Annotated in this window: 20 protein-coding genes and 3 pseudogenes; 15 read left to right on the forward strand and 8 right to left on the reverse strand. The window is 71.9% G+C overall.

The annotated features are described in order from the left end of the window. Positions 1–54: 54 nt before the first annotated feature. Positions 55–981, forward strand: a complete 927-nt coding sequence (locus tag DNK56_RS26960; RefSeq protein WP_111338398.1) for a proline dehydrogenase family protein — start codon at positions 55–57, stop codon at positions 979–981. A 42-nt stretch (positions 982–1,023) separates the two neighbouring features. Continuing rightward, positions 1,024–2,655, forward strand: a complete 1,632-nt coding sequence (gene pruA, locus DNK56_RS26965; protein WP_111338399.1) for an L-glutamate gamma-semialdehyde dehydrogenase — start codon at positions 1,024–1,026, stop codon at positions 2,653–2,655. A 99-nt stretch (positions 2,656–2,754) separates the two neighbouring features. On the opposite strand, the gene DNK56_RS26970 is transcribed toward pruA, so the two are convergent. The 3 genes from DNK56_RS26970 to DNK56_RS26980 are packed head-to-tail and all read right to left on the reverse strand — an operon-like array spanning position 2,755 to position 5,389. Then, positions 2,755–3,963: a lysophospholipid acyltransferase family protein gene (locus DNK56_RS26970; protein WP_111338400.1), complete on the reverse strand. Its 1,209-nt coding sequence runs from the start codon at positions 3,961–3,963 to the stop codon at positions 2,755–2,757. Next, positions 3,960–4,820, reverse strand: a complete 861-nt coding sequence (locus DNK56_RS26975; RefSeq protein ID WP_111338401.1) for a phosphatidate cytidylyltransferase — start codon at positions 4,818–4,820, stop codon at positions 3,960–3,962. Before DNK56_RS26975 ends, DNK56_RS26970 begins: the two co-directional genes overlap by 4 nt. Next, positions 4,817–5,389 carry a CDP-alcohol phosphatidyltransferase family protein gene (locus DNK56_RS26980; protein ID WP_111338402.1) on the reverse strand — a complete coding sequence of 191 codons (573 nt, stop codon included), beginning with the start codon at positions 5,387–5,389 and terminating at the stop codon, positions 4,817–4,819. Before DNK56_RS26980 ends, DNK56_RS26975 begins: the two co-directional genes overlap by 4 nt. A 352-nt stretch (positions 5,390–5,741) precedes the next feature. Between DNK56_RS26980 and DNK56_RS36520 the strand changes: the two genes are divergently transcribed. From DNK56_RS36520 to DNK56_RS27035, 13 genes and pseudogenes are all read left to right on the forward strand, one after another. After that, a complete protein-coding gene (locus DNK56_RS36520; protein WP_274543550.1) occupies positions 5,742–5,870 on the forward strand; it encodes a hypothetical protein in 129 nt (42 codons plus the stop codon). Between the two features lie 94 nt (positions 5,871–5,964). Further along, positions 5,965–7,038 carry a 3-isopropylmalate dehydrogenase gene (locus tag DNK56_RS26985; RefSeq protein WP_111338403.1) on the forward strand — a complete coding sequence of 358 codons (1,074 nt, stop codon included), beginning with the start codon at positions 5,965–5,967 and terminating at the stop codon, positions 7,036–7,038. Positions 7,039–7,268: 230 nt separating this feature from the next. Further along, positions 7,269–8,357, forward strand: coding sequence for a branched-chain amino acid aminotransferase (locus DNK56_RS26990; protein ID WP_111338404.1), 1,089 nt, complete (start codon positions 7,269–7,271; stop codon positions 8,355–8,357). A 349-nt stretch (positions 8,358–8,706) separates the two neighbouring features. After that, positions 8,707–10,314 (forward strand): citramalate synthase, encoded by a 1,608-nt coding sequence (cimA, locus tag DNK56_RS26995; RefSeq protein ID WP_111338405.1) that lies wholly within the window; start codon positions 8,707–8,709, stop codon positions 10,312–10,314. A gap of 331 nt (positions 10,315–10,645) precedes the next feature. Further along, positions 10,646–11,626, forward strand: coding sequence for a LacI family DNA-binding transcriptional regulator (locus DNK56_RS27000; RefSeq protein ID WP_111338406.1), 981 nt, complete (start codon positions 10,646–10,648; stop codon positions 11,624–11,626). A gap of 127 nt (positions 11,627–11,753) precedes the next feature. Beyond that, positions 11,754–13,430: pseudogene (locus tag DNK56_RS27005) on the forward strand (ABC transporter substrate-binding protein). Between the two features lie 24 nt (positions 13,431–13,454). Then, complete coding sequence (locus DNK56_RS27010) at positions 13,455–14,510, forward strand: ABC transporter ATP-binding protein (protein WP_111338407.1); 1,056 nt, start codon at positions 13,455–13,457, stop codon at positions 14,508–14,510. Then, a pseudogene (locus DNK56_RS27015) lies at positions 14,507–15,484 on the forward strand (ABC transporter permease); the annotation flags it as partial. The gene DNK56_RS27010 and the pseudogene DNK56_RS27015, both read left to right, overlap by 4 nt. A 6-nt stretch (positions 15,485–15,490) precedes the next feature. After that, a pseudogene (locus DNK56_RS27020) lies at positions 15,491–16,318 on the forward strand (ABC transporter permease); the annotation flags it as partial. Then, positions 16,279–17,544, forward strand: a complete 1,266-nt coding sequence (locus DNK56_RS27025; protein WP_446750394.1) for an ABC transporter ATP-binding protein — start codon at positions 16,279–16,281, stop codon at positions 17,542–17,544. The pseudogene DNK56_RS27020 and the gene DNK56_RS27025, both read left to right, overlap by 40 nt. A gap of 61 nt (positions 17,545–17,605) precedes the next feature. Then, entirely contained in the window at positions 17,606–19,051 is a 1,446-nt protein-coding gene (locus tag DNK56_RS27030) for a GH1 family beta-glucosidase (RefSeq protein WP_111338409.1), read from the forward strand. Between the two features lie 60 nt (positions 19,052–19,111). Next, a complete protein-coding gene (locus DNK56_RS35575) occupies positions 19,112–20,506 on the forward strand; it encodes a hypothetical protein (protein ID WP_199563609.1) in 1,395 nt (464 codons plus the stop codon). Between the two features lie 241 nt (positions 20,507–20,747). Continuing rightward, the gene (locus DNK56_RS27035) at positions 20,748–21,971 is read left to right on the forward strand and encodes an IS4 family transposase (RefSeq protein WP_111334322.1); all 1,224 of its coding nucleotides are present in this window, start codon (positions 20,748–20,750) and stop codon (positions 21,969–21,971) included. 174 nt (positions 21,972–22,145) lie between these two features. On the opposite strand, the gene DNK56_RS27040 is transcribed toward DNK56_RS27035, so the two are convergent. The 5 genes from DNK56_RS27040 to DNK56_RS27060 form a co-directional block, all read right to left on the reverse strand. Continuing rightward, positions 22,146–22,577 carry a S26 family signal peptidase gene (locus DNK56_RS27040; protein WP_111338410.1) on the reverse strand — a complete coding sequence of 144 codons (432 nt, stop codon included), beginning with the start codon at positions 22,575–22,577 and terminating at the stop codon, positions 22,146–22,148. Between the two features lie 10 nt (positions 22,578–22,587). Next, positions 22,588–24,438 carry an ABC transporter ATP-binding protein gene (locus DNK56_RS27045; protein WP_241990098.1) on the reverse strand — a complete coding sequence of 617 codons (1,851 nt, stop codon included), beginning with the start codon at positions 24,436–24,438 and terminating at the stop codon, positions 22,588–22,590. Between the two features lie 11 nt (positions 24,439–24,449). Beyond that, positions 24,450–24,983 (reverse strand): TlpA family protein disulfide reductase, encoded by a 534-nt coding sequence (locus DNK56_RS27050; protein ID WP_199563608.1) that lies wholly within the window; start codon positions 24,981–24,983, stop codon positions 24,450–24,452. Positions 24,984–25,046: 63 nt separating this feature from the next. After that, a complete protein-coding gene (locus DNK56_RS27055; protein WP_111338411.1) occupies positions 25,047–25,610 on the reverse strand; it encodes a MauE/DoxX family redox-associated membrane protein in 564 nt (187 codons plus the stop codon). 83 nt (positions 25,611–25,693) lie between these two features. Further along, the gene (locus tag DNK56_RS27060; protein WP_241990099.1) at positions 25,694–25,894 is read right to left on the reverse strand and encodes a hypothetical protein; all 201 of its coding nucleotides are present in this window, start codon (positions 25,892–25,894) and stop codon (positions 25,694–25,696) included. Positions 25,895–26,056: the final 162 nt, after the last annotated feature.

Consider the following 26,056-nt stretch of genomic DNA (forward strand, 5'->3'; position numbering starts at 1 on the left):
ACACGGCATATACGGCGGTGTGGCTTCGTTCGTACTTTCCGTGGGAGGTGCCCCGTGCTGGGTCCCGTGATTCTCGCCGCGTCGCGCAGCGACCGGATGCGCCGATTCGTCTCGGCCGCGCCCGGCACCAAGCAGGTCGTGGACCGCTTCATCGCCGGCGAGACCGTCGAGCAGGTCGTTCCGGTCATCGAGGACGCGGCGGCCAAGGGCCTGGAGGTCACCCTCGACGTGGTCGGCGAGGACATCACCACGCCGGAGCAGGCCGCCGCCGCGCGCGACGCCTATCTGGAGCTGGTCGGCCGGCTGGAGGGCCTCGGCCTGGGCACCCGCGCCGAGATGTCCGTGAAGCTGTCGATGTTCGGCCAGTCCCTGGACGGCGGCCACGAGCTGGCGCTCGCCAATGTGCGCCCGGTGGTCGAGGCCGCCGCCGCGATCGGCACCACGGTGACGCTGGACGCCGAGGACCACACCACCCTCGACTCGATGTTCGCCATCCACGAGGAGCTGCGGAAGGACTTCCCGGAGACCGGCTGCGTCATCCAGGCGTACCTCTTCCGCACCGAGGACGACGCCCGCCGCCTCGCCGACGCCGGCAGCCGCGTGCGCATCGTGAAGGGCGCCTACAAGGAGCCCGCCTCCGTCGCGTACCAGGACAAGGCCGAGATCGACAAGGCGTACGTCCGCATCCTGAAGATCCTGATGCGGGGCGAGGGCTACCCGATGATCGGCTCCCACGACCCCCGTCTGATCGCCATCGCCCAGGAACTGGGCCGGCAGGCCGGCCGCAAGCTGGACGAGTACGAGTTCCAGATGCTGTACGGCATCCGCAGCGAGGAGCACCTCCGGCTCGCGGCCGAGGGCCACCGCATGCGCGTCTACACCGCGTACGGCACCGACTGGTACGGATACTTCATGCGCCGCCTCGCCGAGAAGCCGGCCAACCTGCTGTTCTTCGGCCGCTCCGTCCTCACCAAGGGCTGAGCCCCCTCCACCCCTCCCACGACTGAAGGAGCCAAGGACGCCATGGACGCTGTGACCCAGGTCCCCGCACCGGTCAACGAGCCGGTTCACTCCTACGCCCCGGGCACTCCGGAGCGCGCCCGCCTGGAGGCCAAGCTCAAGGAGCTCGGCCAGAACCCGATCGACCTGCCGATGACCATCGGCGGCGAGAAGCGGATGGGCGGCGGCGAGCGCGTGGACGTCGTCCAGCCGCACAACCACAAGGCCGTCATCGGCACGTTCGCCGGCGCCACCGAGCAGGACGCGCAGGACGCGATCGACGCCGCCCTGGCCGCCGCCCCGGCCTGGCGCGCGATGTCCTTCGACGACCGCGCCGCGATCATCCTGCGCGCCGCCGAGCTGCTGGCCGGCCCGTGGCGCGAGACGCTGGCCGCCTCCACGATGCTGGGCCAGGGCAAGACCGCCCAGCAGGCCGAGATCGACTGTCCCTGCGAGCTGGTCGACTTCTGGCGCTTCAACGTGCACTACGCGCGCCAGATCCTCGCCGAGCAGCCGCCGGCCAACTCCCCCGGCGTGTGGAACCGCATGGACCACCGCCCGCTGGAGGGCTTCGTCTACGCGATCACGCCGTTCAACTTCTCGGCCATCGCCGCCAACCTGCCGACCGCGCCCGCCCTCATGGGCAACGTCGTGGTGTGGAAGCCGTCCCCGACGCAGACCCACGCCGCCGTGCTGCTGATGCGGCTGCTGGAGGAGGCCGGTCTGCCCAAGGGCGTCATCAACCTGGTGACCGGCGACGGCATCGCCGTCTCCGAGGTGGCCCTGAACCACCGCGACCTGGCCGGCATCCACTTCACCGGCTCGACCCCGACCTTCCAGCACCTGTGGAAGACCGTCGGCAACAACATCGCCAACTACCGCACCTACCCGCGGCTCGTCGGCGAGACCGGTGGCAAGGACTTCGTCGTCGCCCACCCGTCGGCCGACCCGGCCGTCCTGAAGACCGCGCTCACCCGCGGCGCCTTCGAGTACCAGGGCCAGAAGTGCTCGGCGACCTCGCGCGCCTACATCCCGGCCTCCATCTGGAACTCGGGCTTCAAGGAGGCGTTCGCGGCCGAGGTCGACTCCATCACCATGGGCGACGTCACCGACCTGTCGCACTTCATGGGCGCCGTCATCGACGACCGCTCCTTCGCGAAGAACAAGGCCGCGATCGACCGCGCCGCCGCCGACCCGGCCTGCACGATCGTCGCGGGCGGCACCTACGACGACTCGGTCGGCTACTTCGTCCGCCCGACCGTCATCGAGTGCACCGACCCGGAGAACGAGGTCTTCACGACCGAGTACTTCGGCCCGATCCTCGCCGTCCACGTCTACGAGGACGACCGGTACGACGCGATGCTGGAGCAGATGGAGTCGGTCTCCGACTACGCCCTGACCGGTTCCGTCATCGCGAACGACCGCGCGGCGGCCGCGTACACGATGGAGAAGCTGCGGTACGCCGCGGGCAACTTCTACATCAACGACAAGTCGACCGGCGCCGTCGTCGGCCAGCAGCCCTTCGGCGGCGGCCGCGCCTCGGGTACGAACGACAAGGCGGGCGCCCCCCAGAACCTCCAGCGCTGGACCCTCACCCGGGCCATCAAGGAGACCCTGGTCCCGCCGACCGACTACACCTACCCCCACCAGGGCTGAGCAGCCGCCCTCCGGGGCCGCCCCGCACTCCGCCCCCCGCCCGGTTCCCCTGCCGGGCGGGGGGCGGTTTCCATGCCCGCACGGGAACCGGGCGCGGATTCAGCCCCAGCCGTGCACGATCACCCCGAGCCCCACCGCGAAGCCCCCGCCCAGCAGCGCCGGATAGCGGCCGTACAGTCGGCGGTGGCGGCGCAGCAGCAGCCCGAACGCGGCGAAACCGAGCCCCACCGTCACCGTCCGCGACCCGCGCGCCGCCGCCGAGGCCGCCAGCCAGTCGGCCGCCGGCACCGAAGCCCGGCCCGCCTCGGCCCCGTACACCTTGAACGGGATGCCGTTCCACGGCTGGTGGCGCACGGCCGACGCGCCCTCGACCGCCAGCTCCGCGCGGACCTCCGCCCGCATCCGGTCCGTGGTCAGCGGGGCCGGCAACGCCACGCCCGCCGCCGCCAGGTGCAGGGCGAGCAGCCCGCCCGCCAGGCTGCCGGCCAGCGCGCCCAGCGACAGCCGCAGCGCCGCCCGGGGCACCGCCACGCACACCACGCCGAGCAGCAGCTCCGGCATCAGCGGCCAGCTCAGCGCCTCCGCGAACGCCCAGCAGAAGGCCAGCGGCACCCCCGCGCGCGACGCGGCGACGGCGGCCACCCGCCTGCGCACGGCCGAGTCCCGCAGCGGTTCGGCGGCCGTACGCTCCTGGAGCGCGCGCACCGCGTCGCGCGCCTCCTGCGGGGAGACCCCGGCGGGCAGCGGCTCCCCGATCGTGACGCGGACCAGGGCGGAGCGCAGCCGGCCGTGCTTGGGCAGCAGCCGCCCCGTGCCCGCGATGCCCACCGGCACCACCGGCACGCCCGCCTCCGCGGCCAGGACCAGCGCGCCCCGGTGGAAGGCGCCGAGGGTGCCCTCCTTGGCGCGGGTGCCCTCCGGGAAGAGCACGACCGCCCGGCCCTCGCGCAGCTCGCCGGTCATCGAGAGCAGATCGGCCGTCCCGCCGCCCGAGCGCCGGACCGGGAAGCCGGCCGCCAGCCTGCGGCAGATCCGCCGCCGCCAGGGGGAGGCGAACCAGTAGTCGGCCGCCGCGCCGATCGCCGGTCCGTGCCGGGCGTCGAGCGCGGCGAGCAGCGCCGCGGTGTCGGCGTGCGAGGTGTGGTTGGCGACCACGACACAGCCGCCGCGCGGCAGCCGGCCGCGCCGCTCGATCCCGCCGGTCAGGCTGAGCACCCCCCACCACAGGCCGCGCCGCAGCGCGGACGCGATCCGCGAGCGGACCGGCAGGACCGTGTCACCGGGGGTGCGCACCAGGGTCGTCGTCACGTCATCACCATCGCCAGGAGAAGGGCCACGAGCAGGGAGTCGATCCGGTCGAGCAGGCCGCCGAAGCCGGGCAGCCAGCTGCCCGCGTCCTTCACCCCGGACTCGCGCTTGACCATCGACTCGACGAGATCGCCCAGCACGCAGCCGCCGACGACCGCCGCCCACAGCGGCAGGCTGAACGCGCCGAGCATCAGCAGCAGGGCCGCCGTGGCCACCACCGCGCCCAGCACCCCGGCCCACGTCTTGTTCGGCGAGAGCGGCGACAGCGGCCGGGCGAGCGGACCGCGCCGGCCCAGCGCCGTACCGCCGCACCAGGCGCCGACGTCACCGAGGGCCACGGCCAGGCCCACCACCACCGCCGTGTCCCCGAGGGACACCAGACCGGTCAGCGCGACCGGTATCCACAGCAGCCCGAACGCGGTGCGCGCGGTGCGGGTGAAGCCCGTACAGTCGTCCCCGCCCAGCACGGCGGGCAGCGCCGCCGCGACGAGCAGCAGGGCCGCCGCGCGCAGGTCCAGGACGTGCGGGGCGAGCCAGGCCAGGGCCGGCAGCACGCCGGCCGCCGCCACCAGTACGGTCAGGTCGCCGCGGCGCAGCCCCGCCATCCGGGCGTACTCGCCGGCCGCGACCGCGCCCAGCCCGGCGGCCAGCGCGTAGCTGCCGCCGCCGCCCAGGAAGTACGCGCCCAGGAAGACCGGGGCGACCAGGGCCCAGGTCCGCCAGCGCCGGCGCAGTTCGGCGCGCATCCGCACCCCGGCCGGCAGCACGGCCACCGCGACCCCGCCCGCGCCCAGCACGCCCGCGACCAGCGGTACCGCGCGGGCGGCGGCCTCCTCGGCGATCAGTACGGCGCTCATGCCGTCTCCCGCCAGAGGCCGGCCAGCCGGAGCAGCGCGGTGAGCAGGGAACCGGCCGCGATCACGGCCAGCACCGGGACGGCCCAGCCGCTCGCGGCGGCGATCACCACGAGCAGGCAGCGCTCGGTCTTGCCGACCGGGCCGCCGTTGCGGCGGGGCGCCCCGGCCGCCGCCCCGGCCAGCGACACCCAGGAGGGCAGCGTCGCGGCGAGACCGGCGAGCGCGACCAGCCAGAGCGGGGCGAGGGTGAGGAAGCCCGCCAGCACGACCAGGTCGGCCATCCGGTCGCCCAGCTCGTTGAGGATCGTGCCGCGCCGGGTGGTCCGGCCGGTGTCGCGGGCCAGCGCCCCGTCCAGGTTGGCGAAGGCGAGCCGCGCCGCGAGCAGCACGGCGACCGGCAGGGCGGCGACCGGGGCGGGCAGCCGGGCCAGCGCGGCGGCCGCACCGGCGGCGGCGACCACCCCGGCGGCGGTGAGCGTGTCGGGCGACACCTCACGGCGGGCCAGCGCGGCGCGGACACCGGCGAGCCGGTCCGCGTACCAGGGCTTGAGAGCGTAGAGGCCGTTCATGAACCCAACTCTCGTGCGACGCACATGTCTTCGACACGGGTCGGCTACTCAGGTACGCCTGAGTACCCGCGCGGGCCGTACCCGGGGGGCGAGAGGCCCGCCCGAGCCCGCGTCTCAGATAGTAGGAAGTCCGAGTAATCGTGGAGACAGACAGGCCGGGCTGTTCTAGCTTTGTAGAAGCCGAACGTCTCGCTCGATCGAGCGACCGGCGGTAGAGAGTGCGCGCCCCCGCGCAGGCAACCCCTGCGGCGCCCGCCCCCCGCCCCTTCCGGCACCTCGAAATCACTGATCTCGACATCACCCCACGCTGTTCGATCTCGAAATCCTCGCGATCTCAAGGAGTCGATCCACCATGGCCGAAACCACCGTCCGCCGCGTCCGCCACACCCACCGCCCGACCGAGTCGGAGCGCCGCGCCGCCGCTGCCGCCCTCCAGCGCGCCCTCGACCGCCGGGACAACGGCGGCTCCACCGGCCACTGAACCGAACGCCTCCGCCCCGCCCCGTACACCCGTCCGGGTGTCCGCATGATGGACGTGACGTGTCATGGGGTGGGACGAGCAGTAGGGTGCGCACATGTCTCGCAGCATCAATCTCGCAGTGATCCCCGGTGACGGTATCGGCCAGGAGGTCGTGGCCCAGGGCCTCAAGGTCCTCAACGCTGTTCTCCCGCAGGATGTGAAGCTGGAGACCAAGGAGTACGACCTTGGCGCCCAGCGCTGGCACCGCACCGGCGAAACCCTCCCCGACGCGGAGCTCGAAGCCCTCAAGGGGCACGACGCCATCCTGCTCGGCGCGATCGGCGACCCGTCCGTGCCCTCCGGCGTCCTGGAGCGCGGGCTGCTGCTGAAGCTGCGCTTCGCCTTCGACCACTTCATCAACCTGCGGCCCTCGAAGCTCTTCCCGAACACGGACACCCCGCTGGCCGGCCGCCCGGACATCGACTTCGTCGTCGTCCGCGAGGGCACCGAGGGCCCGTACACCGGCAACGGCGGCTCGCTGCGCACCGGCACGGAGCACGAGGTCGCCACCGAGGTCAGCCTGAACACCGCCTTCGGTGTCGAGCGGGTCGTGCGCGACGCCTTCGAGCGCGCCGCCGCCCGTCCGCGCAAGAAGCTGACGCTGGTCCACAAGAACAACGTCCTCGTGTACGCGGGCCACCTCTGGAAGAACATCTTCGACCGGGTCGCCGCCGAGTACCCGCAGGTCACCACCGACTACCTGCACGTCGACGCCGCGACGATCTTCTTCGTCACGCAGCCGGAGCGCTTCGACGTCATCGTCACCGACAACCTCTTCGGCGACATCCTCACCGACCTCGCCGCGGCCGTCTCCGGCGGCATCGGCCTGGCCGCCTCCGGCAACATCAACCCGACGGGCGCCTTCCCGTCGATGTTCGAGCCGGTCCACGGCTCCGCCCCCGACATCGCGGGGCAGGGCAAGGCCGACCCGACCGCCGCGATCCTCTCCGTCGCCCTCCTGCTGCGCCACCTCGGCTACGACGCCGAGGCCGTGCGCATCGAGGACGCCGTCTCCGCCGACCTCGCGGAGCGAGGGGGGCACCTCCCAGGCCTTTCGGGCTCTGGGGGAGGCAGCGCCCGTACGACCGACGAGATCGGCGACGCCCTCGCGGTACGCGTAGCGGGCTGACCCGACGACTCCCCAAGAAGCCGCCGGGTCGCAGACGCACCCGGCGGCTTCTCCTGTGCGGCCTTCGGGTGTCACCATCGAACCCTGGATCGCATTCGCGCCATTTCGTGCGCGGCACCTGTCGAGCGATAATCGAACAGGGCCGTGTCCCGCAGCAATGCTCGGACGTCCTAGCACCTGATGGCGCGCATGCGGTCCTACCCACACAAAACGGTGAAGGACACGCACTCATGACGACGCCCACGATCGAGCTCAAGCCCTCCGCGCACCCGCTGTCCGACGCGGAGCGCGAGGCGATCCTGGCCCAGCCCGGATTCGGCCGCCACTTCACCGACCACATGGTGACGATCAAGTGGACCGAGGGCCGCGGCTGGCACGACGCCCAGCTCGTCCCCTACGCGCCGCTGTCGATCGACCCCGCCAACATGACGCTGCACTACGGCCAGGAGATCTTCGAGGGCCTCAAGGCGTACCGGCAGCCGGACGGCTCCGTCGCCACCTTCCGCCCCGAGGCCAACGCCGAGCGCTTCCGCGCCTCCGCGCGTCGGCTCGCCATGCCCGAGCTGCCCGTCGAGACCTTCGTCGCCGCCTGCGACGCCCTCGTCCAGCAGGACGCCGCCTGGGTTCCGGCGCATGGCGGCGAGGAGTCCCTCTACCTGCGCCCCTTCATGATCGCCACCGAGGTCGGCCTCGGGGTGCGCCCGGCCAACGAGTACCTCTTCCTCGTCATCGCCTCGCCGGCCGGCGCCTACTTCCCCGGCGGTGTGAAGCCCGTCTCCATCTGGCTCTCCGAGGACCGGGTGCGCGCCGTCCCCGGCGGCATGGGCGACGCCAAGACCGGCGGCAACTACGCCGCCTCCCTGCTCGCCCAGGCCGAGGCCGCCGCCAAGGGCTGCGACCAGGTCGCCTACCTCGACGCCGTCGAGCACAAGTGGGTGGAGGAGCTGGGCGGCATGAACCTCTACTTCGTGTACGGGGACCGCATCGTCACCCCGGCCCTCACCGGCTCCCTGCTCGCCGGCATCACCCGCGACTCGCTGCTCAAGCTGGCCGGCGACCTCGGGTACACCGCCGAGGAGAGCCGCGTCTCCATCGACCAGTGGCGCGACGACACCGCCGCCGGCACCCTGACCGAGGTCTTCGCCTGCGGCACCGCCGCCGTCATCACCCCCGTCGGCACCGTGAAGTGCGCCGGCGGCGAGTGGAACCAGGGCGACGGCACCCCCGGCCCGGTCACCCTCAAGCTGCGCGAGCGCCTGCTCGACATCCAGCGCGGCACCGCCGAGGACACCCACGGCTGGATGCACTCCCTCGCGTAACCGGCGCCCGTACCCCCGCGGACCGCGCCCGGCGTCTCGCCGGACGCGGTCCGCGCGCCCGCATCCTGAGACGGGGCGGGAGCCCGGGCCGCTCCTGTGCCACACTGCGTCCGTGCCCTCGTTCGTCATGATTATTGGCAGCAGGCGCGCCGGTCCGCAGTGACCGTTCCGTACCACGACGTACGGCACGGCCACCGTGCCCCAGACCCGCGCGCAGACCTCTCGCACCCGCGAGGGGTTTTTTGTTTTGCGGCCTCACCACGGCCGGAACGCGAGGCGCGCGGGATGATGGGGGCAAGTGGAGCCAGATCGTCCGGATTCCACTCATCCGACAGGAGTCAGACCAGCAATGACCACCAAGGCCAAGCCCACCGACGACAGCTTCCATGTCTTCGACACCACGCTGCGCGACGGCGCCCAGCGTGAAGGCATCAACCTGACGGTCGCCGACAAGCTGACCATCGCCCGGCACCTGGACGAGTTCGGCGTCGGCTTCATCGAGGGCGGCTGGCCGGGCGCCAACCCCCGGGACACCGAGTTCTTCGCCCGCGCCCGCCAGGAGATCGAGTTCAAGAACGCCGAGCTGGTCGCCTTCGGCGCGACCCGCAGGGCGGGCGGCTCGGCGGCCGACGACCCCCAGGTCAAGGCGCTGCTGGAGTCCGGAGCCCCGGTGATCACGCTGGTCGCCAAGTCCCACGACCGCCATGTGGAGCTGGCCCTGCGCACCACCCTGGAGGAGAACCTGGAGATGGTCCGCGACACCGTCTCCCACCTCCGCGAACAGGGCCGCCGGGTCTTCGTCGACTGCGAGCACTTCTTCGACGGCTACCGCGCCAACCCCGAGTACGCCAAGTCCGTCGTCAAGACCGCCGCCGTGGCCGGCGCCGACGTCGTCATCCTCTGCGACACCAACGGCGGGATGCTCCCGGCCCAGGTCCAGGCCGTCGTCGCCACCGTCCTCGCCGACACCGGCGCCCGGCTCGGCATCCACGCCCAGGACGACACCGGCTGCGCCGTCGCCAACACCCTGGCCGCCGTGGACGCCGGCGCCACGCACGTCCAGTGCACCGCCAACGGCTACGGCGAACGCGTCGGCAACGCCAACCTCTTCCCGGTCGTCGCCGCGCTGGAACTCAAGTACGGCAAGCGGGTCCTGCCCGACGGCGCGCTGGCCGACATGACCCGCGTCTCGCACGCCGTCGCCGAGGTCGTCAACCTCACCCCCTCCACCCACCAGCCCTACGTCGGCGTCTCCGCCTTCGCGCACAAGGCCGGGCTGCACGCCTCCGCGATCAAGGTGGACCCGGACCTCTACCAGCACATCGACCCCGCCCTCGTCGGCAACACCATGCGGATGCTGGTCTCCGACATGGCCGGACGCGCCTCCATCGAGCTCAAGAGCGACGAGCTGGGCATCGACCTCGGCGGCGACCGCGAACTCGTCGGCCGGGTCGTCGAGCGGGTCAAGGAGCGCGAACTCAGGGGCTACACCTACGAGGCGGCCGACGCCTCCTTCGAACTGCTGCTGCGCGCCGAGGCCGAGGGCCGGGTGCGGCGCTACTTCCGCACCGAGTCCTGGCGCGCCATCGTCGAGAACCGGCCGGACGGCACCCACGCCAACGAGGTGACCGTGAAGCTGTGGGCCAAGGGCGAGCGCATCGTCGCCACCGCCGAGGGAAACGGCCCGGTCAACGCCCTGGACCGGGCGCTGCGCGTGGCCCTGGAACGGATCTACCCGCAGCTCGCCAAGCTGGAGCTGACGGACTACAAGGTCCGCATCCTGGAGGGCCGCACCGGCACCGACTCCACCACCCGCGTCCTGATCACCACCGGCGACGGCACCGCCGAGTGGTCGACCGTGGGCGTCGCGGAGAACATCATCGCCGCCTCCTGGCAAGCGCTGGAGGACGCGTACACCTACGGGCTGCTGCGCGCCGGCCTCGAACCCACGGACTGACCCGTACGGGGCGACGCCCCCGTCCGCCCGCCGTCAACCGGCGCGGCGGGCGGGGGCGTTCGCGTGCACGGCCCGTACGGGCACCGAGTGAACGGGATTCGGCGGACCGCGTCAAGGGTTTGTCCGTTCAGGAGTTGAAGCCAAGGGTCGTCTTCTCCTCGTTGCCGGATGGGTACGGACCAATCTCGACGTGAAGTATTGACGGCGTTGTTCGAGCGGGGTTAACTCACGCCACCAACGCCGGTACCGGTTCCGGAACCGGTTGCGGTACCGGTTCCACCGCAGGCCGCTCCGGCCGCTCCCACCGCCCCGCCGTGCCCTGGAGGCCCCGATGCGTGTCACCATCGCCGACGTCGCCCGCGAGGCCGGCGTCAGCAAGACGACCGTGTCCCGGGTCATCAACACCAAGGGCGAGGTGGACGGCACCACGGCCGCCCGCGTCCGCGCGGTGATCGCGCAGCTCGGCTACGTACCCAGTTCGGGCGCCGTGGGCCTGGCCCGCGGCAGCAGCCGCACCGTCGGCATGCTGGTGCCCTCGCTGACCTGGCCCTGGATGGGCGAGGTGCTCCAGGGCGTCGTCGACACCGTCGAGGCCGCCGACTACGGGCTGCTGCTGTTCACCTGCAACCGGGGGGCCGAGTCCGTCCAGCGCTTCACCAGCCAGGTGTCGGCGCGCGCCTTCGACGGACTGGTCGTGGTGGAACCCGAGAACACCCTGGACCACCTCACCGAACTGCACCGCGACGGCCTGCCGATCGTGCTGATCGACGATCGCGGCCACCACCCCGAGTTCCCCTCCGTCGTGACCACCAACCACGAAGGGGGCGCGTCGGCCGCCCGCCATCTGCGGGACGCCGGACGCACCCGGCCCGTCGTCATCACCGGCCCCGAGGGCTTCGGCTGCGTACGCGACCGGCTGGCCGGGTTCGGCTCGGTCCTGCCCACCGACCTCGTCGTCCGGGGCGACTTCACCGAGCGCTGCGGCCGGCTCGCCGTGGAGGAACTCCTCGCCGCCGGAACCGAGTTCGACTCGGTCTTCGCCCACAACGACATCACCGCGGCCGGGGTGCTGCGGGCGCTGCGCGCCGCCGGGAAGTCCGTGCCCGGTGACATCGCGGTCGTCGGCTTCGACGACATCCCGATGGCCGAACACACCGAACCGCCCCTGACCACCGTGCGCCAGCCCACCCGGCGGATGGGTGAGACGGCCGCACGGATGCTCCTCGCGCACCTCGGCGGCACGCCCGCGCCCGACGCCCCGGTCGTGCTGCCCACCGAACTGGTCGTGCGCCACTCGGCGCCCTGGCGGTAAGGGCTCCCCAGGCCCACCACCGCACCCGCAACGCACCACCCGCAACGCCGTCACCCCCGTACCCGGCGCGCCGAGCGCTGCCCGTTTCCGGATCTTCCAGACCCGCCGGTTCCCACCTGGAGTCGCCATGTCCGCACGCCGTCACACGCTCAGAGCCGCCGCGCTCGCCACCGCGGTGGTCGCCCTCGCCGCAGGCTGTTCCTCCGCCAACTCCGACCGCGACAAGAGCCGCGGGGGCGCCGCCTCCGGCGTGCTGACCCTGGGCAAGCCGGACGGTCCGCAGACCGACAACAGCAACCCGTTCCTCAACACCTCGGCCGGCGCGACCCTCGGCTACCGCTACATGATCTACGAGCCGCTGGCGATGACGAGCCAGATCCGGCCCGCCGACAAGGCCGACCCGTGGCTGGCGACCGACTGGAAATGGGACCTCGACTTCCACCAGGTCACCTTCACGCTCGACGCGCGCGCCAGGTAGGCGGACGGCAAGCCGGTCACCGCCGAGGACGTGGCGTTCACCTTCGAACTGCTCAAGAAGCACCCCGCCCTCAACGGCAACGGCATCGCGTACGGCGACATCGAGGTCCGGGGCAAGCAGGTCGTCCTGCGCTTCGACGACTCGCAGTACGTCAACCAGAACAAGATCATCCAGCAGTTCATCGTGCCCAAGCACATCTGGCAGAAGGTCGAGAACCCCGAGACCTGGCCCAACCGCACCCCCGTCGGCTCCGGCCCGTACAAGCTGAAGACCTTCACCCCGCAGACCACCACCCTGACCGCGACGCCCGACTACTGGAAGGGCTCGACCAAGGTCAAGGAGCTGCGCTACACCACGTACAACGACAACAGCGCCGCCACCACCGCGCTGGCGAGCGGCAAGCTGGAGTGGTCCTTCGTCTTCATGCCGGACTACAAGAAGCTGTTCATCGCCAAGGACCCCGAGAACCACAAGCTGTGGTTCCCCTCCGGCCTCGGCATCCACGGCCTGTGGTTCAACACCACCCGCAAGCCGTTCGACAACCCGGCGCTGCGCCGGGCCATGGCGATGGTCGTGGACCGCAACGCCATCTACACCCAGGCCGAGGCCACCCTCTACCCGGAGATCACCAACCCCACCGGCATCCCGCTGCCCGCCGGTGAGTCCTTCATCGCCCCCGCGTACCGCGACGCCACCACCGAGCCGGACGTCGAGGGCGCCAAGAAGGTCCTGGAAAAAGCCGGCTTCACGCTCGCCGGCGGCGTCCTCAAGGACCCGGCCGGCAAGCCGGTGAAGCTCACCTTCACCGACCCGGCCGGCTGGAACGACTACATCACCGGCCTGGCGATCATCAAGGACAACATCAAGAAGATCGGCATCGAGGCCGAGGTCAAGACCCAGACCGCCGAGGCGTGGGGCACCGACGTCGCCAACGGCAACTTCGACGCCACCCTGCACTGGACCAACAGCGGCGCCACCCCGTACGACATGTACCAGAACATCATGGACGGGGCCCTGCTCCAGCCCATCGGCAAGGCGTCCCAGTCCGGCAACTTCGGCCGCTTCAAGAGCACCGAGGCCACCGAAGCGCTCAAGGACTTCGCCCGGGCCACCACGGACACCGCCCGCACCACGGCCATGAACACCCTGCAGAAGATCATGGTCGAACAGGCGCCGATGATCCCGACCGCCGCCGCGCCCATCGGGGCGGAGTACTCCACGAAGAACTGGGTGGGCCGGCCCACCGAGGACGACCCGTACGCCGACCCCCAGCACACCCAGCCCTCCTCGCTGGAAGTCGTCCTCAACCTCAAGCCCGCCAAGTAGGACCAGGGATTCCGGGGACCGGCCATGTCCGAGCAGCCGGAGAACAACCACATCGTGCTCGAAGCACGCGGAGTCACCAAGCACTTCGCCGTACGGCGCACCGGCCGCGACCTCCTCGCGGGCAGGCGCCGCAGCGTCCACGCCGTCGACGACGTCTCGCTGGAACTGCGGCGCGGCACCGTCACGGCCCTGGTGGGGGAGTCGGGCTCCGGGAAGTCCACCGTCGCCCGGCTGCTCGCGCAGCTGTATCCGCTCACCTCGGGCGAGATCCTGCTCGGCGGCCGGCCGGTGAAGGCCGGACGCGGCCGGTCCTTCCGCGGCTACGTACGCCGCGTCCAGCTCATCTTCCAGGACCCGTTCGCCTCGCTGAACCCCGTGCACACCGTGCGCTACCACCTGACCCGGTCACTGAAGATCCACGGCCGGGCCGGCAGCGGCGACGCGGAGCTGGAGGAGAACCTGACCGCTCTGCTGGACCGCGTCCAGCTGACCCCTCCTCATCAGTACCTGGACAAGTTCCCGCACGAGCTGTCGGGAGGTCAGCGCCAGCGCGTGGCCATCGCCCGCGCGCTCGGCGCCGACCCGCAGGTCCTCCTCGCCGACGAGCCCGTCTCCATGCTGGACGTGTCCATCCGGCTCGGGGTGCTCAACCTGCTGGGGGACCTCAAGGACCGGCTCCGCCTCGCCATCCTCTACATCACCCACGACATCGCGTCCGCCCGCTACTTCGCGGACACCACGCTGGTGATGTACGCCGGCCGGGTCGTCGAGGGCGGCGACAGCGAGACCGTCACCCAGCGCCCCGCCCACCCCTACACCCAGCTTCTCATCGCCTCCGCGCCCCCACCCCGACCGGGCGGACACCGGCGAGGAACCGGAGGACGGGGCCGGCGGCGAGCCCCCTCGCTCATCGACCCGCCGGCCGGCTGCCGCTTCCACCCCCGCTGCCCCCGGGCGATGGAGCGCTGCCGCTCCGAACTCCCGCCGCGCTTCGACCTCGCCGACGGCCAGTGGGCCGCCTGCTGGCTGTACGAGAACGGCACCGGCGCCGCCGGCCACGAGAAGGAGGCCGCGAAGTGAAGTACCTCCTCCAACGGCTCGCCTTCTACCTGGTCACCGCCTGGGCCGCCATCACCGTCAACTTCCTCATCCCGCGGCTGATGCCCGGCGACCCCGTCCAGGCACTCCTCGCCCGCTATCAGGGCCAACTCGACACCAGCGCCATCGCGTCCCTGGAGGCGCTCTTCGGCCTCGACAAGAAGCAGTCGCTCTGGGAGCAGTACACCGACTACTGGTCGCACCTGCTCCACGGCGACCTCGGAATGTCGTTCACCTTCTTCCCGACCCCGGTCGGCGAGGTCATCGGCCAGGCCCTGCCCTGGACCGTCGCGCTCGTCGGCATCACCACGCTCATCAGCTTCGTGCTCGGCACCGGCATCGGCGTCCTCGCCGGCTGGCGGCGCGGCTCCTGGATGGACGGCCTGCTGCCCGTCACCACGTTCATCTCGTCCATCCCGTACTTCTGGCTCGGGCTCATCGCGATCTCGCTGTTCGCGGTCAAGTGGCCGCTCTTCCCCTTCGAGGGCGGGTACGACGACTCCCTCATCCCGGCCTTCGACTGGCCGTTCGTCTCCAGCGCGCTCTACCACGGGGTGCTGCCGGGCGTCACGATCGTCCTCAGCGCCGTGGCCGGCTGGATTCTCGGCACGCGCAACATGATGGTGACGGTGTCCAGCGAGGACTACGTCATGGTCGCCCAGGCCAAGGGCCTCTCCGAGCGCCGGGTGATGTTCGGCTACGCGGCACGCAACGCGATCCTGCCCAACATCTCCGGCTTCGCCCTCTCGCTCGGCCTCATCGTCGGCGGCACGCTGCTGGTCGAGATGGTGTTCAGCTACCCCGGCATCGGCTTCCAGCTCCTCAAGGCCGTCGGCGCCAAGGACTACCCCCTCATGCAGGGCGTCTTCCTCATCATCACGCTCTCCGTCCTGGTGGCGAACCTCCTCGCCGACATCCTCTACATGCTCCTCGACCCCCGCACCCGAAGGGAGGCCTGGCGGATGGCCGCCACCGCCGCCACCGATGCCGCCGTGCTCGACGCCGCCGAGGTCCCGGCCGCGAGCCGGCGCAGGTTCCGCTTCCTGCGCGGGCGCAAGACCGTCGTCGGACTGTGCATCCTGCTGTTCTTCGTGCTGATCGCGATCATCGGCCCGTGGATCGCCCCGTACGACCCCGACGCGATGAGCCGGGAGCTGCTTCAGCCGCCCTCCGCCTCGCACTGGCTGGGCACCACGCACATCGGCCAGGACGTGTTGTCCCAGATCCTCGTCGGCGCCCGGGGCGTCCTCCTCGTGGGCTTCGTCGCCGGCATCCTCGCCACGATCCTGTCCGTGCTCGTCGGCGTCACCGCGGGCTTTCTCGGCGGCGCCGCCGACGAGGCGCTGTCGCTGCTGTCCAACGTCTTCCTGGTCATCCCCGGACTGCCGCTGATCATCATCATCGCCAGTTTCGTCAGCGACACCGGCGACCTGCTGATCGCCGCCGTCATCGCCCTCACCTCCTGGGCCTGGGGCGCCCGCGTGCTGCGCGCCCAGACGCTGTCGCTGCGCCGCCGCGACTACGTGGAGGCGGCCCGCGCCACCGGCGAACCCACCTGGCGGATCATCCTCTTCGAGGTGATGCCCAACCTCACCGCCGTCATCGCCTCCGGCTTCGTCGGCACGGTCATCTTCGCGATCCTCTCCGAGATCACCCTCGCGTTCATCGGCGTCGCCGACATCTCCAACTGGAACTGGGGGACCGTCCTGTTCTGGGCGCAGTCCAACCAGGCCTTCGCCCTGGGCGCCTGGTGGTGGTACGTCCCGGCCGGACTCTGCATCGCCCTGCTCGGCATGTCCCTCGCGCTCATCAACTTCGGGATCGACGAGTTCGTCAACCCGCGCCTGCGCACCGAGACCGGAGGCTCCCGCACGGTCAGGATGCGCGTCGGCTTCACCCCGGTCGCCCGCACCGGCACCGGCACCGGCACGGATACCGGCACCGGCACGGATATCGGCACCCGCACCGATACCGGTACGCGCACCGCACCGCACAAGGAGACCCGCCCATGAGCGAGCCCGTCCTCACCATCAGCGGCCTCGACGTGGACTACGGGACCGGCGCCGACGCCGTGCACGCCCTGCGCGGCATCGACCTCACCCTGCACCGCGGCGAGGTACTGGGCCTGGCCGGCGAATCCGGCTCCGGCAAGTCCACCCTGGCCTACGCGGTCACCCGGCTCCTCTCCCCGCCCGGCGTCATCACCGGCGGCGACGTCCACTACCACCGGCGCGACGGCGACCGCCTCGACCTGCTCGCCATGACCGCGGCCGAACTGCGCGCCTTCCGCTGGCAGGAGCTGTCCATCGTCTTCCAGGGCGCGATGAACTCGCTGAACCCCGTGCACACGGTGCACAGCCAGCTCACCGACGTACTCCGCGCCCACCGCCCCGAGATGCGCAAGACCGACCGCACCGCCCGCGCCCGCGAACTCCTCGGCCTCGTCGGCATCTCCCCGGCCCGGCTCGGCGCCTACCCGCACCAGCTCTCCGGCGGCATGCGCCAGCGCGTCATGATCGCGATGGCGCTCGCCCTGGAACCCGAGATCGTCATCATGGACGAGCCCACCACCGCGCTCGACGTCGTCATGCAGCGCCAGATCCTGCGCCAACTCATCCGGCTCCGCGAGGAACTGGGCTTCTCCGTCGTCTTCATCACCCACGACATCTCGCTGCTGATCGAGTTCTCCGACCGGATCGCGATCATGTACGGGGGCAGGATCGTCGAGGAGGCCGGCGCCGCCGACCTCTACCGCGACCCCCGCCACCCGTACAGCGCCGGACTGCTGCACTCCTTCCCCGCGCTGCACGGCCCCCGCCGCGAACTCAGCGGCATCCCCGGCTCGCCCCCGCACCTGACGGCGATGCCCGCCGGCTGCGCCTTCCACCCCCGCTGCGCCAAGCGGACCGCGGGCTGCGACAGCCACGTCCCGGTACTCGCCGCGCCGGACGCCGACGACTCCCGCACGGTGGCCTGCTGGCTCCACCACGAGGTCCCGGTCGGCACCGGCGCGTAGGCGGAGCCCGGTACCCCCGCCTCCACCCGGTCCGACGAGCAACGCACACGACAGGAGAACCATGAACCCCGTCACCCGCCGGGCGTACGCCCGCGAGATCGCCGCCCGGCCCGTGCCCGGACTGCCCGCCGGCTTCCGCTGGGGCGTCGCCACCGCCGCGTACCAGATCGAGGGCGGGGCGGCCGAGGACGGCAGGACGCCGTCCATCTGGGACACCTACTGCCGGGTGCCCGGCATGGTGGTGCGCGGCGAGAACGGGGACGTGGCGTGCGACCACTACCACCGCATGCCCGAAGACGTGCGGCTGATCGCGGACCTCGGCGTCGACACCTACCGCTTCTCGCTCGCCTGGCCGCGCGTCCAGCCGGGCGGCCGGGGCCCGGCCAACCCCAGGGGCCTGGACTTCTACAAGCGGCTGCTCGACGAGCTGGAGGCCGCGGGCGTCACCCCGTGGGTCACCCTCTACCACTGGGACCTGCCGCAGGAGCTGGAGGACGCCGGCGGCTGGCCGGTCCGCGACACCGCGTACCGCTTCGCCGACTACGCCGCGCTCGCCCACGACGCCCTCGGCGACCGGATCGCCCACTGGACCACGCTCAACGAGCCCTGGTGCTCGGCGATGCTCGGCTACGCCTACGGCAACCAGGCCCCCGGCCGGCAGGACTTCGGCGAGGCGATCCACGCCGTCCACCACCTGCTCCTGGGCCACGGCCTCGCCGCGCGCCGGATGCGCGAGCGGGCCGCCGCCCGGGGCGACGCGCTGGAGCTGGGCCTCACCCTCAACCTGGGCACCGCGACCCCCGAGACGGACAGCCCCGAGGACGCCGAGGCCTGCCGCCGCGCGGACGGGCTCGGCGCCCGGCTCTATCTGGACCCGGTCGTCAGGGGCGCCTACCCCGCGGACGTCGTCGCCGACCTCGCCGCCCGGGGCGTCGAACTGCCCGTCCGGGACGGCGACCTGGCGGTCGTCGCCACCCCGCTGGACGTGCTCGGCGTCAACTTCTACCGGGGCTCGCTGTTCTCCGGCGTCACCGAGGACGGCGCCGCCACCGACGCGGACGGGCTGCCCGTCACCCGCCAGGTGGAGCGCGATCTGCCGCGCACCGACATGGACTGGGAGATCACCCCCACCGAACTCACCGACCTGCTCGTCCGCCTGGAGCACGACTACGGACTGCCCACCGTCGTCACGGAGAACGGCGCCGCCTTCGACGACACCGTCGCCGAGGACGGCGCGGTCCACGACGCCGACCGCACCACGTACCTCGCCGACCACATCGACGCCGTCGCCGCCGCCCGCGCGCGGGGCGCCGACGTCCGGGGCTACTTCGCCTGGTCGCTGCTCGACAACTTCGAGTGGTCCTACGGCTACGACAAGCGGTTCGGCATCGTCCGCGTCGACTACGAGACGCAGGAGCGCACGCTCAAGGACAGCGCCAAGTGGTACCGCGACACCATCCGCCTCACCCGCGAGGCCCCACCCGCGAAGCCCCGGCCGCGAGCCTGAGCCGCGAACCCTGAGTCGTACGCGTGTGCGCCGGGGTGGGTGTGCCGTTAGCGTGGACGTATGCGGAACCGGCCGTTCCACACCCGTGCGGCCCCGGCGTTCCTGGCGGGGCTGCTGATGGCCCTGTCCGCCCTCGCCCTCTTCCTGGCCCCGGCCGCCGCCCCCGCCACGCCCGGCGCCTCCACCGTCGAGGACGTGGCCCGCGCCCTGCGCCAGGGGCCCGTGTACGTGGACCCGGCCGCGTCCGACCAGCTCTCACCGGGCCAGGCGGCCGCGCTCGGCAGGAAGATCCAGAACGCGGACAAGCCGGTCCTCGTGGCCGTGCTGCCGGACACCGCCGCCTTCCCGAAGGACAGCGTCCTGCGCACCCTGCGCACCGAGACCGGGATCACCGGCGTCTACGCCGTCCGCCTCGGGGACGCCTTCAGCGCGGGCGCCGACCCGCAGGTCATGTCCCGGAACGCGGTCATCAACCTCACCGCCGCCGTGCAGACGCCCGGCGCGGACACCGACGCGGCGACCCAGCTCGACGCCTTCGTCGACCGGGCCGTCGAACAGGCCCGCGGCCACGCGCCCGCCTCCTGGAACGGCGGCTCCTCGTCCGGTACGGGCTCGGCCGCGGTCGGCCTCGCCGTGACCGGGGCCGTCGTCGTCCTCGGCGGGGCCGCCGCGTACACCGTCGTCCGCCGCAACCGCGGCCGCAGGAGGGCGGAGGAGCGGGCCGCGCTGGAGAAGCTGCGGGTCGTCGTGGACGAGGACATCACCGCGTACGGGGAGACCCTGGAACGGCTCGACTTCCATCCGGCGGAGCCCGGCGCCGACGACACGATGCGCGCCGACTACGAACGCGCCCTCGACTCCTACGAGAGCGCCAAGACCCGGATGGCGCGGGCCGAACACCCCTCGGACGTGCGCGGGGTGACCGCCGCCCTGGAGGAGGGGCGCTACTCGCTCGCGGTGCTCGACGCCCGCCGCACCGGCCGCGAGCTCCCGGCCCGGCGCCCGCCCTGCTTCTTCGACCCGCGCCACGGGCCCTCGGTCGCGGACGTCCGCTGGAGCCCGGCGGGCGGCAGCGCCCGAGAGGTCCCGGTGTGCGCGGCGGACGAGGTGCGGCTGCGCGAGGGCGAGCCGCCGATGAGCCGGACCGTGGACGCGGGCGACGGCACCCGCCGCCCGTACTGGGAGGCGGGCCCGGCCTACGGCCCCTGGGCGGGCGGCTACTTCGCGGGCGGCCTGCTGCCCATGCTCCTGGCCGGCACGATGCTCGGCTCGGTGCTGGCCACCCCGGCGTACGCGGCGGAGTACGGCGGCGGCGACTTCGGCGGTGACTTCGCGGGCGGCGACTTCTCCGGCGCCGACTACGACCCGTCGGGCTTCGACGGCGGCTTCGGGGGCGGTTTCGGGGACGGCGGAGGGGGGTTCGGCGGCGGAGGCGACTTCGGGGGCGGCTTCTAGGGGGTGTCTGACAAATCCCCGTGGAGGAAGGAGCGGCGTCTGGTGCGTGCGATCGCAAGGCGCCGGGAAATCCTCGGATGGGGTCTCCCCTGCTCGTCAAGAGCTTGGGGAAGGAGCTACTAGGACTTTTCGGCAACGCGGCGAGCGTGCGTGCCAGGCGCCGCGACGCCGCGGGGATTTGTCAGACACCCCCTAGGCCCAATGCCGGTGACTTTGGCGTCCATGGGTCGTTGGTTGTGGTGTGGCGAGGGTGGGGCAGGTCAAGTTGCCTGCGGGTGAGCGTTTGTCGGATCGGATCGCGATCGGGGTGTTGACGCGTGCGTTTCCGCCGCAGTTGGTCGACGAGGTGATCGCCGGGACCGGGCGGGCCGAGCAGCGCAGTCGGCTGCTGCCCGCCCGGGTGGTTGTGTACTTCGTGTTGGCGATGTGTCTGTTCTTCGGCCAGCCCTATGAAGAGGTTGCGCGACTGCTGGGCGAGGGGCTGGAGGGCGGGCGGCGGTCGTGGCGTGTGCCGACGACCGCCGCGATCGGGCGGGCGCGCCGGCGTTTGGGTGTCGAGCCGCTGAAGGAGCTGTTCGCGCGGGTGTGCCGTCCGGTGGCCGTGCCGGAGACGGCCGGCGCCTGGTATCGGCGGTGGCGTCTGATGGCCGTGGACGGCACCACCTTGGACCTGGCGGACACCGCGGCGAACGACGACTTCTTCGGCCGTCCGGGTTCGGGTCGCGGGGTGGGTGCGTTCCCGCAGGCCAGGGTGGTGGCGCTGGCCGAGTGCGGCACCCACGCGGTGTTCGGCACAGCCGTGGGGCCGTTGTCGGCGAGCGAGCAGGCGCTGTCGCGGCAGCTGTTCACCCAGCTCGGAGAAGAGATGCTGCTGCTGGCCGACCGGGGCTTTTACGGATTCGAGCTGTGGCAGGCCGCCCGGGCCAGTGGCGCCGACCTGCTGTGGCGGATGCGCAAGAGCGCGGCCCTGCCCGTCGTGCAGGTCCTCGCCGACGGCTCCTACCTCAGCACCGTTCATGCCGAACGGGACCGCAGGAGCCGCCGCAACCCCGTGACGGTCCGCGTGATCGAGTACACCCTCGCACGCAGCGGCGACACCACCGTCTACCGCCTGCTGACCACCCTGCTCGACCCCGAGCAGGCACCCGCCCGGGACCTCGCCGCGCTCTACGCCCAGCGCTGGGAGATCGAGACCACGCTGGACGAGATCAAAACCCACCAGAGAGGCCCGAAGCTCGTCCTGCGCTCGAAGTACCCGTGGGGCGTGGAACAGGAGATCTACGGCTTCCTCCTCGTCCATCACGCCATCCGGCAGCTGATGCACCAGGCCGCCCTCGACCACGGTCTCGACCCGGACCGCGTGTCGTTCACCCGGTCCCTGCGAATCGTGCGCCGCCAGGTCCCGGCCCAGGCGGCGTTTTCCCCCCGGCAGACTCGCACGGGCACTGACCCGCACCCTGGCTGAGATCACCGAACGACTCCTGCCCGCCCGCCGCCACCGGACCTGCCCCCGCGTGATCAAACGCAAGATGTCCAACTGGCCCCTCAAGCGGGCCGAACACCGCAACTGGCCACCACCAGCCCCAGCGACCATCACCACCGTCCCACCAGCAACAACCTAAAGTCACCGGCATTGCCCCTAGGCCCGGCCCCGCAGCCGCGTCCCCTCCAGGACCACGCCCACCACGTCCGACACCGGCAGCGCGCCCCACAGCCGGGAGTCCGTGCTGAACGGCGGATTGTCGCCCAGCACCATCAGCCGGCCGGGCGGCACCACCGCGTCCGGCGCCGCGCCCGTCGCCTCGCGGACCTCCGGCGGGACCGGATCGCCGCCCAGCGCCACCACCCGCTTCACCAGCAGCGGGCGGCCCGCCGGTCCCGGCGGCGGACGCAGCACCACGATCCGCCCCGCGCGCGGCCGGACCAGCCCGCGCCGGACGAACAGCACCCGCTGCCCGTGGCGCAGGGCCGGCGTCATGCTCGGCCCCGACACCAGCAGCACCGACACGGTCAGCCGCAGCAGGACCAGCAGGACGACGAACCCCGCCCCCGCACCCAGCACCGCCACCATCACGTCCTCCTCAGCCCCGGCCCGCCGGTACGTCCATCTGGTAGCCGTCCGCCTGGAGCGTGAACAGGTCCGCGTACGCGCCGCCCAGCACCATCAGCTCGTCGTGGGTGCCCTGTTCGGCGATCCGGCCGGACGTGAGCACGACGATCCGGTCCGCCCCGCGCACCGAGCTGAGCCGGTGCGAGATCATCACGCTCGTCGCGTCCCGGCGCAGCTCCCGCAGGGAGTCGTGGAGCTGCTTCTCGGCCGCCGCGTCCAGACCGGCGCTCGGCTCGTCCAGGATCATCAGCTCGGCGTCCCCGCGCATGAACGCACGGGCGACCGCGACCCGCTGCCACTCGCCGCCGGACAGCGACTGGCCGGCGAGGCCCTGCTCCGTCTCGGGGACGAAGATACGGCTCAGCAGCGTGCGGTAGCCGGCGCCCAGGCGGCCGATCCGGGCATGGATGCCGGCGGCCTTCGCGGCGCCGGTGATCCGCTCCTCGTCGGCCATCCGGTCCACCTGGCCCAGACCGATGTTCTCGGACGCCGTCAGGTCGTAGCGGCAGTAGTCCTGGAAGACCACGCCGACCCGCCGGCGCAGTGTCTCCGGGGCGATCTCCCGGATGTCCTGCCCGTCCCACAGGATCGTGCCCCGCGTCGGGTCGTACAGCCGGCACAGCAGCTTCACCAGGGTGCTCTTGCCGGCCCCGTTCAGCCCGACGAGCGCGGTCGCGGCGCCGGCCGGGATGGTCAGATCGACGCCCTGGAGCACCCAGGGCGAGGCGTCGTTGTACCGGAACCAGACGTCGCGCAGCTCGATGCCGCGGGACAGCGGCGGCAGCGCGCGCTCCACGGCCGGGCGCGGCAGGTCCGGCTCGACGCGCTTGAGGCGCAGGAAGAACCCGAAGGTGATCGACGCCTGGTACGCGGCGCTGCCGGTGGTGGCCAGCTGCGCGACGCCGGACTGCATCCCGGCCGTGGCGGCCAGGAACATCGACACGTCACCGATGGTCAGCGTGCCCGACCGGACCGCGCGCACCGCCCACAGCAGCCCCGCCCCATACACCGCGACGCCGAGCAGCAGCGGCGGCAGCCGGCGCATCAGGTTCAGCAGGTCCGTGCGGCTCTCGGCGGCGGACGCGGTCCGCAGCTCCCGGCCGGCCCGGTCGCGGAAGAAGTCCTGGAGGCCGAAGAGGCGGATCTCCTTCACCGCGTCGGTGTCCGAGAGGAGGCTGCCGTAGAACATCTGGCGCCGGTTGCGCGGCATGTTGTCCTGGAGGACCCGCGCCCGCCGCTTCCCGGCCTGGAGCTGGGTGTGGAACAGCGGGAGGGCCATCACGACCGTGACCACGCCGAGCACCGGGTTCAGCACGAACACCGTGGCGAGGAACCCGGTCAGGGTCACCAGGGCCTGGAGGCTGTTGACGGCGGACCCGATCAGCAGGTCGGGCGCGGTCCCGCCGGCCTGCTGGGCGAGGCGCAGCTCGTCCTGGAAGGCCGGGTCCTCGAAGTGGCGCAGGCCCGGCAGCCGGTTGACGCCGTCGAACAGCTCGTCCTGGACGCGGATGCGGATGGCCCGGCTGTTCTGGCCGCGCAGATACTCGCCGAACGCGGGCACGACGGCGAGCCCGAGGCTCGCGGCGATCAGGTAGAGCGTGATCCGGGTCAGTTCGTTCGCGGACGCCTGCTGGGCGATCCCGTCGAACAGCTCCCGCACCATCAGGGCCACCACCATCGGCAGCAGCCCGGCGACGACGCTGGTCGCCGCGAATCCGACGATGGTCCGGGGGTCGGCCCGCCAGGCGAGGGCGATGGCGGCACCCGCCGACCGCAGCGCCTGGAGGCCCTCGCCGCGCGGACCGGTCCCCTTACCGTCCACCGGGGGCACGCTCACCGGGACGACGGGGTCGTCGGCACCGCGAGGGAGTACACCGTCTCGCGGCCGGTGACGCGGCCGTCCGCGTCCACGTTCAGATAGCTGGGCCAGCGGACGATGCCGAACGCCTCCTGCGACGCCCCGGACTCACCGGCCGGCTCGGTCACCACACGGGCGACCGGCGCGAGCAGCTCGACCAGCTCCTTCTCGACCGGACCACCGCCCTTGACGAAGGCGAGCACCTGCTCCCGGCCACCCGGAATGCCCTGCACCGCTTTTACGAAATCGGGTGCCTGGTCGCGGCAGGGACGGCAGCTCGTGGAGAAGAAGCCGACGACGGCCTCGCCCCGGATATCGGCCCGGCCGATCGTCCCGTGTTCCACGGTTTCCACCGTGAATTCGGGCAGCGGGGCGCCGTCGGGGAGCCGGTTCGCCGGAGGTTCGATGTCGCTCGTCGTGGATTGCGAGGAGCGGCGTGCGACGGCCAGAGTGAGCAGAAGATTGAAGAGGGAAAGGCAGCCGATGATGACGACAGCGGCGACAAGCATGATGAGGGGACCTCGATTCGGCGCGCACTGGACGAGAAGTGTTCGGTAATAAATAGGTGGCGATTAATGAGTGGGTCGTGTATTCGCCGCGCGAGGTCCGGAGAACACCTCGGAGAGCACATCGGTCGCGATGATGAGCGCGCTGGTGCAGCCGGCCACGAACAGTCCGAGGAGCGCCTCGGGAAACGCGGGGAAGAGCGCCGTCCCGGAATCGTGCAGCAGGGTGGCGGCGAAGCCGGCGCCGACGGCGGTGAGGAGGGCCGCGTTCCGCACGAGGTGGGCCGGGCCGACCGGGGCGGCGGAGACCCCGAAGCAGGAGCAGGAGGTGTCGATGCCGCGCGCGATCACCGATGCCAGGGCCGCCGTGAAGGCGATGGTCAGCCCGGTCGCGGCGGCGAAGGCCCAGGTGGCGAGCGGTGGAATCCATACGGCCACGGCGAGCAGGGCCTCCAGGAGCGGCATGCCGACCGCGACCGCCCCGACCGTCCGGGCCGGGACCACCCGCATGCGCAGCACGGCGTCCGCGAACTCCCGGGGGGCGCGCGCCTTGCCCAGGGCGGAGGCGCCGAGGACCAGTGAGGTCACCAGGCAGCAGATGAGTCGGAGGTGCTCGGTCAGGGCGTTCATGGGCTCTCCCGGAATCGGCGGCCCGCGTTCCCGCCGCCGCCCGTCGACGGCGGCGGGAACACGGTCACACGAGGTGGTGCGGCTCAGCAGCCGCCGTACACGTAGGTGTACGTGCAGGTGGGCTTCGCGGCGCAGTTCCAGGAGCAGCAGAACTTCGTCACGAGGGTGTCGCCCGAACAGTAGACGGAGCTTCCGGCGGGGCACTGGCAGTACGCCTCGGCGGTCTCCTCGCGGAGCAGCCGGGAGAGCGTGCGGTCCGCCATGTCGAGAATTGCCTGAACCATTGATTCCTCCAGAAAAGTGGAGCGGATGCGTTGGTCGATTCAGCGGTTGAGATCTCGTGACGGGAACCTACCCAATGGCTCAAGCGATTGTCTAGACCAGAGATGATCTCCGATTTAAGGAAATGGAACTCCGAATTCCGATGGCTGGATATGGTCGGTAGT

The sequence above is a fragment of the Streptomyces sp. AC1-42W genome (assembly GCF_003248355.1).
Classification (GTDB): domain Bacteria; phylum Actinomycetota; class Actinomycetes; order Streptomycetales; family Streptomycetaceae; genus Streptomyces.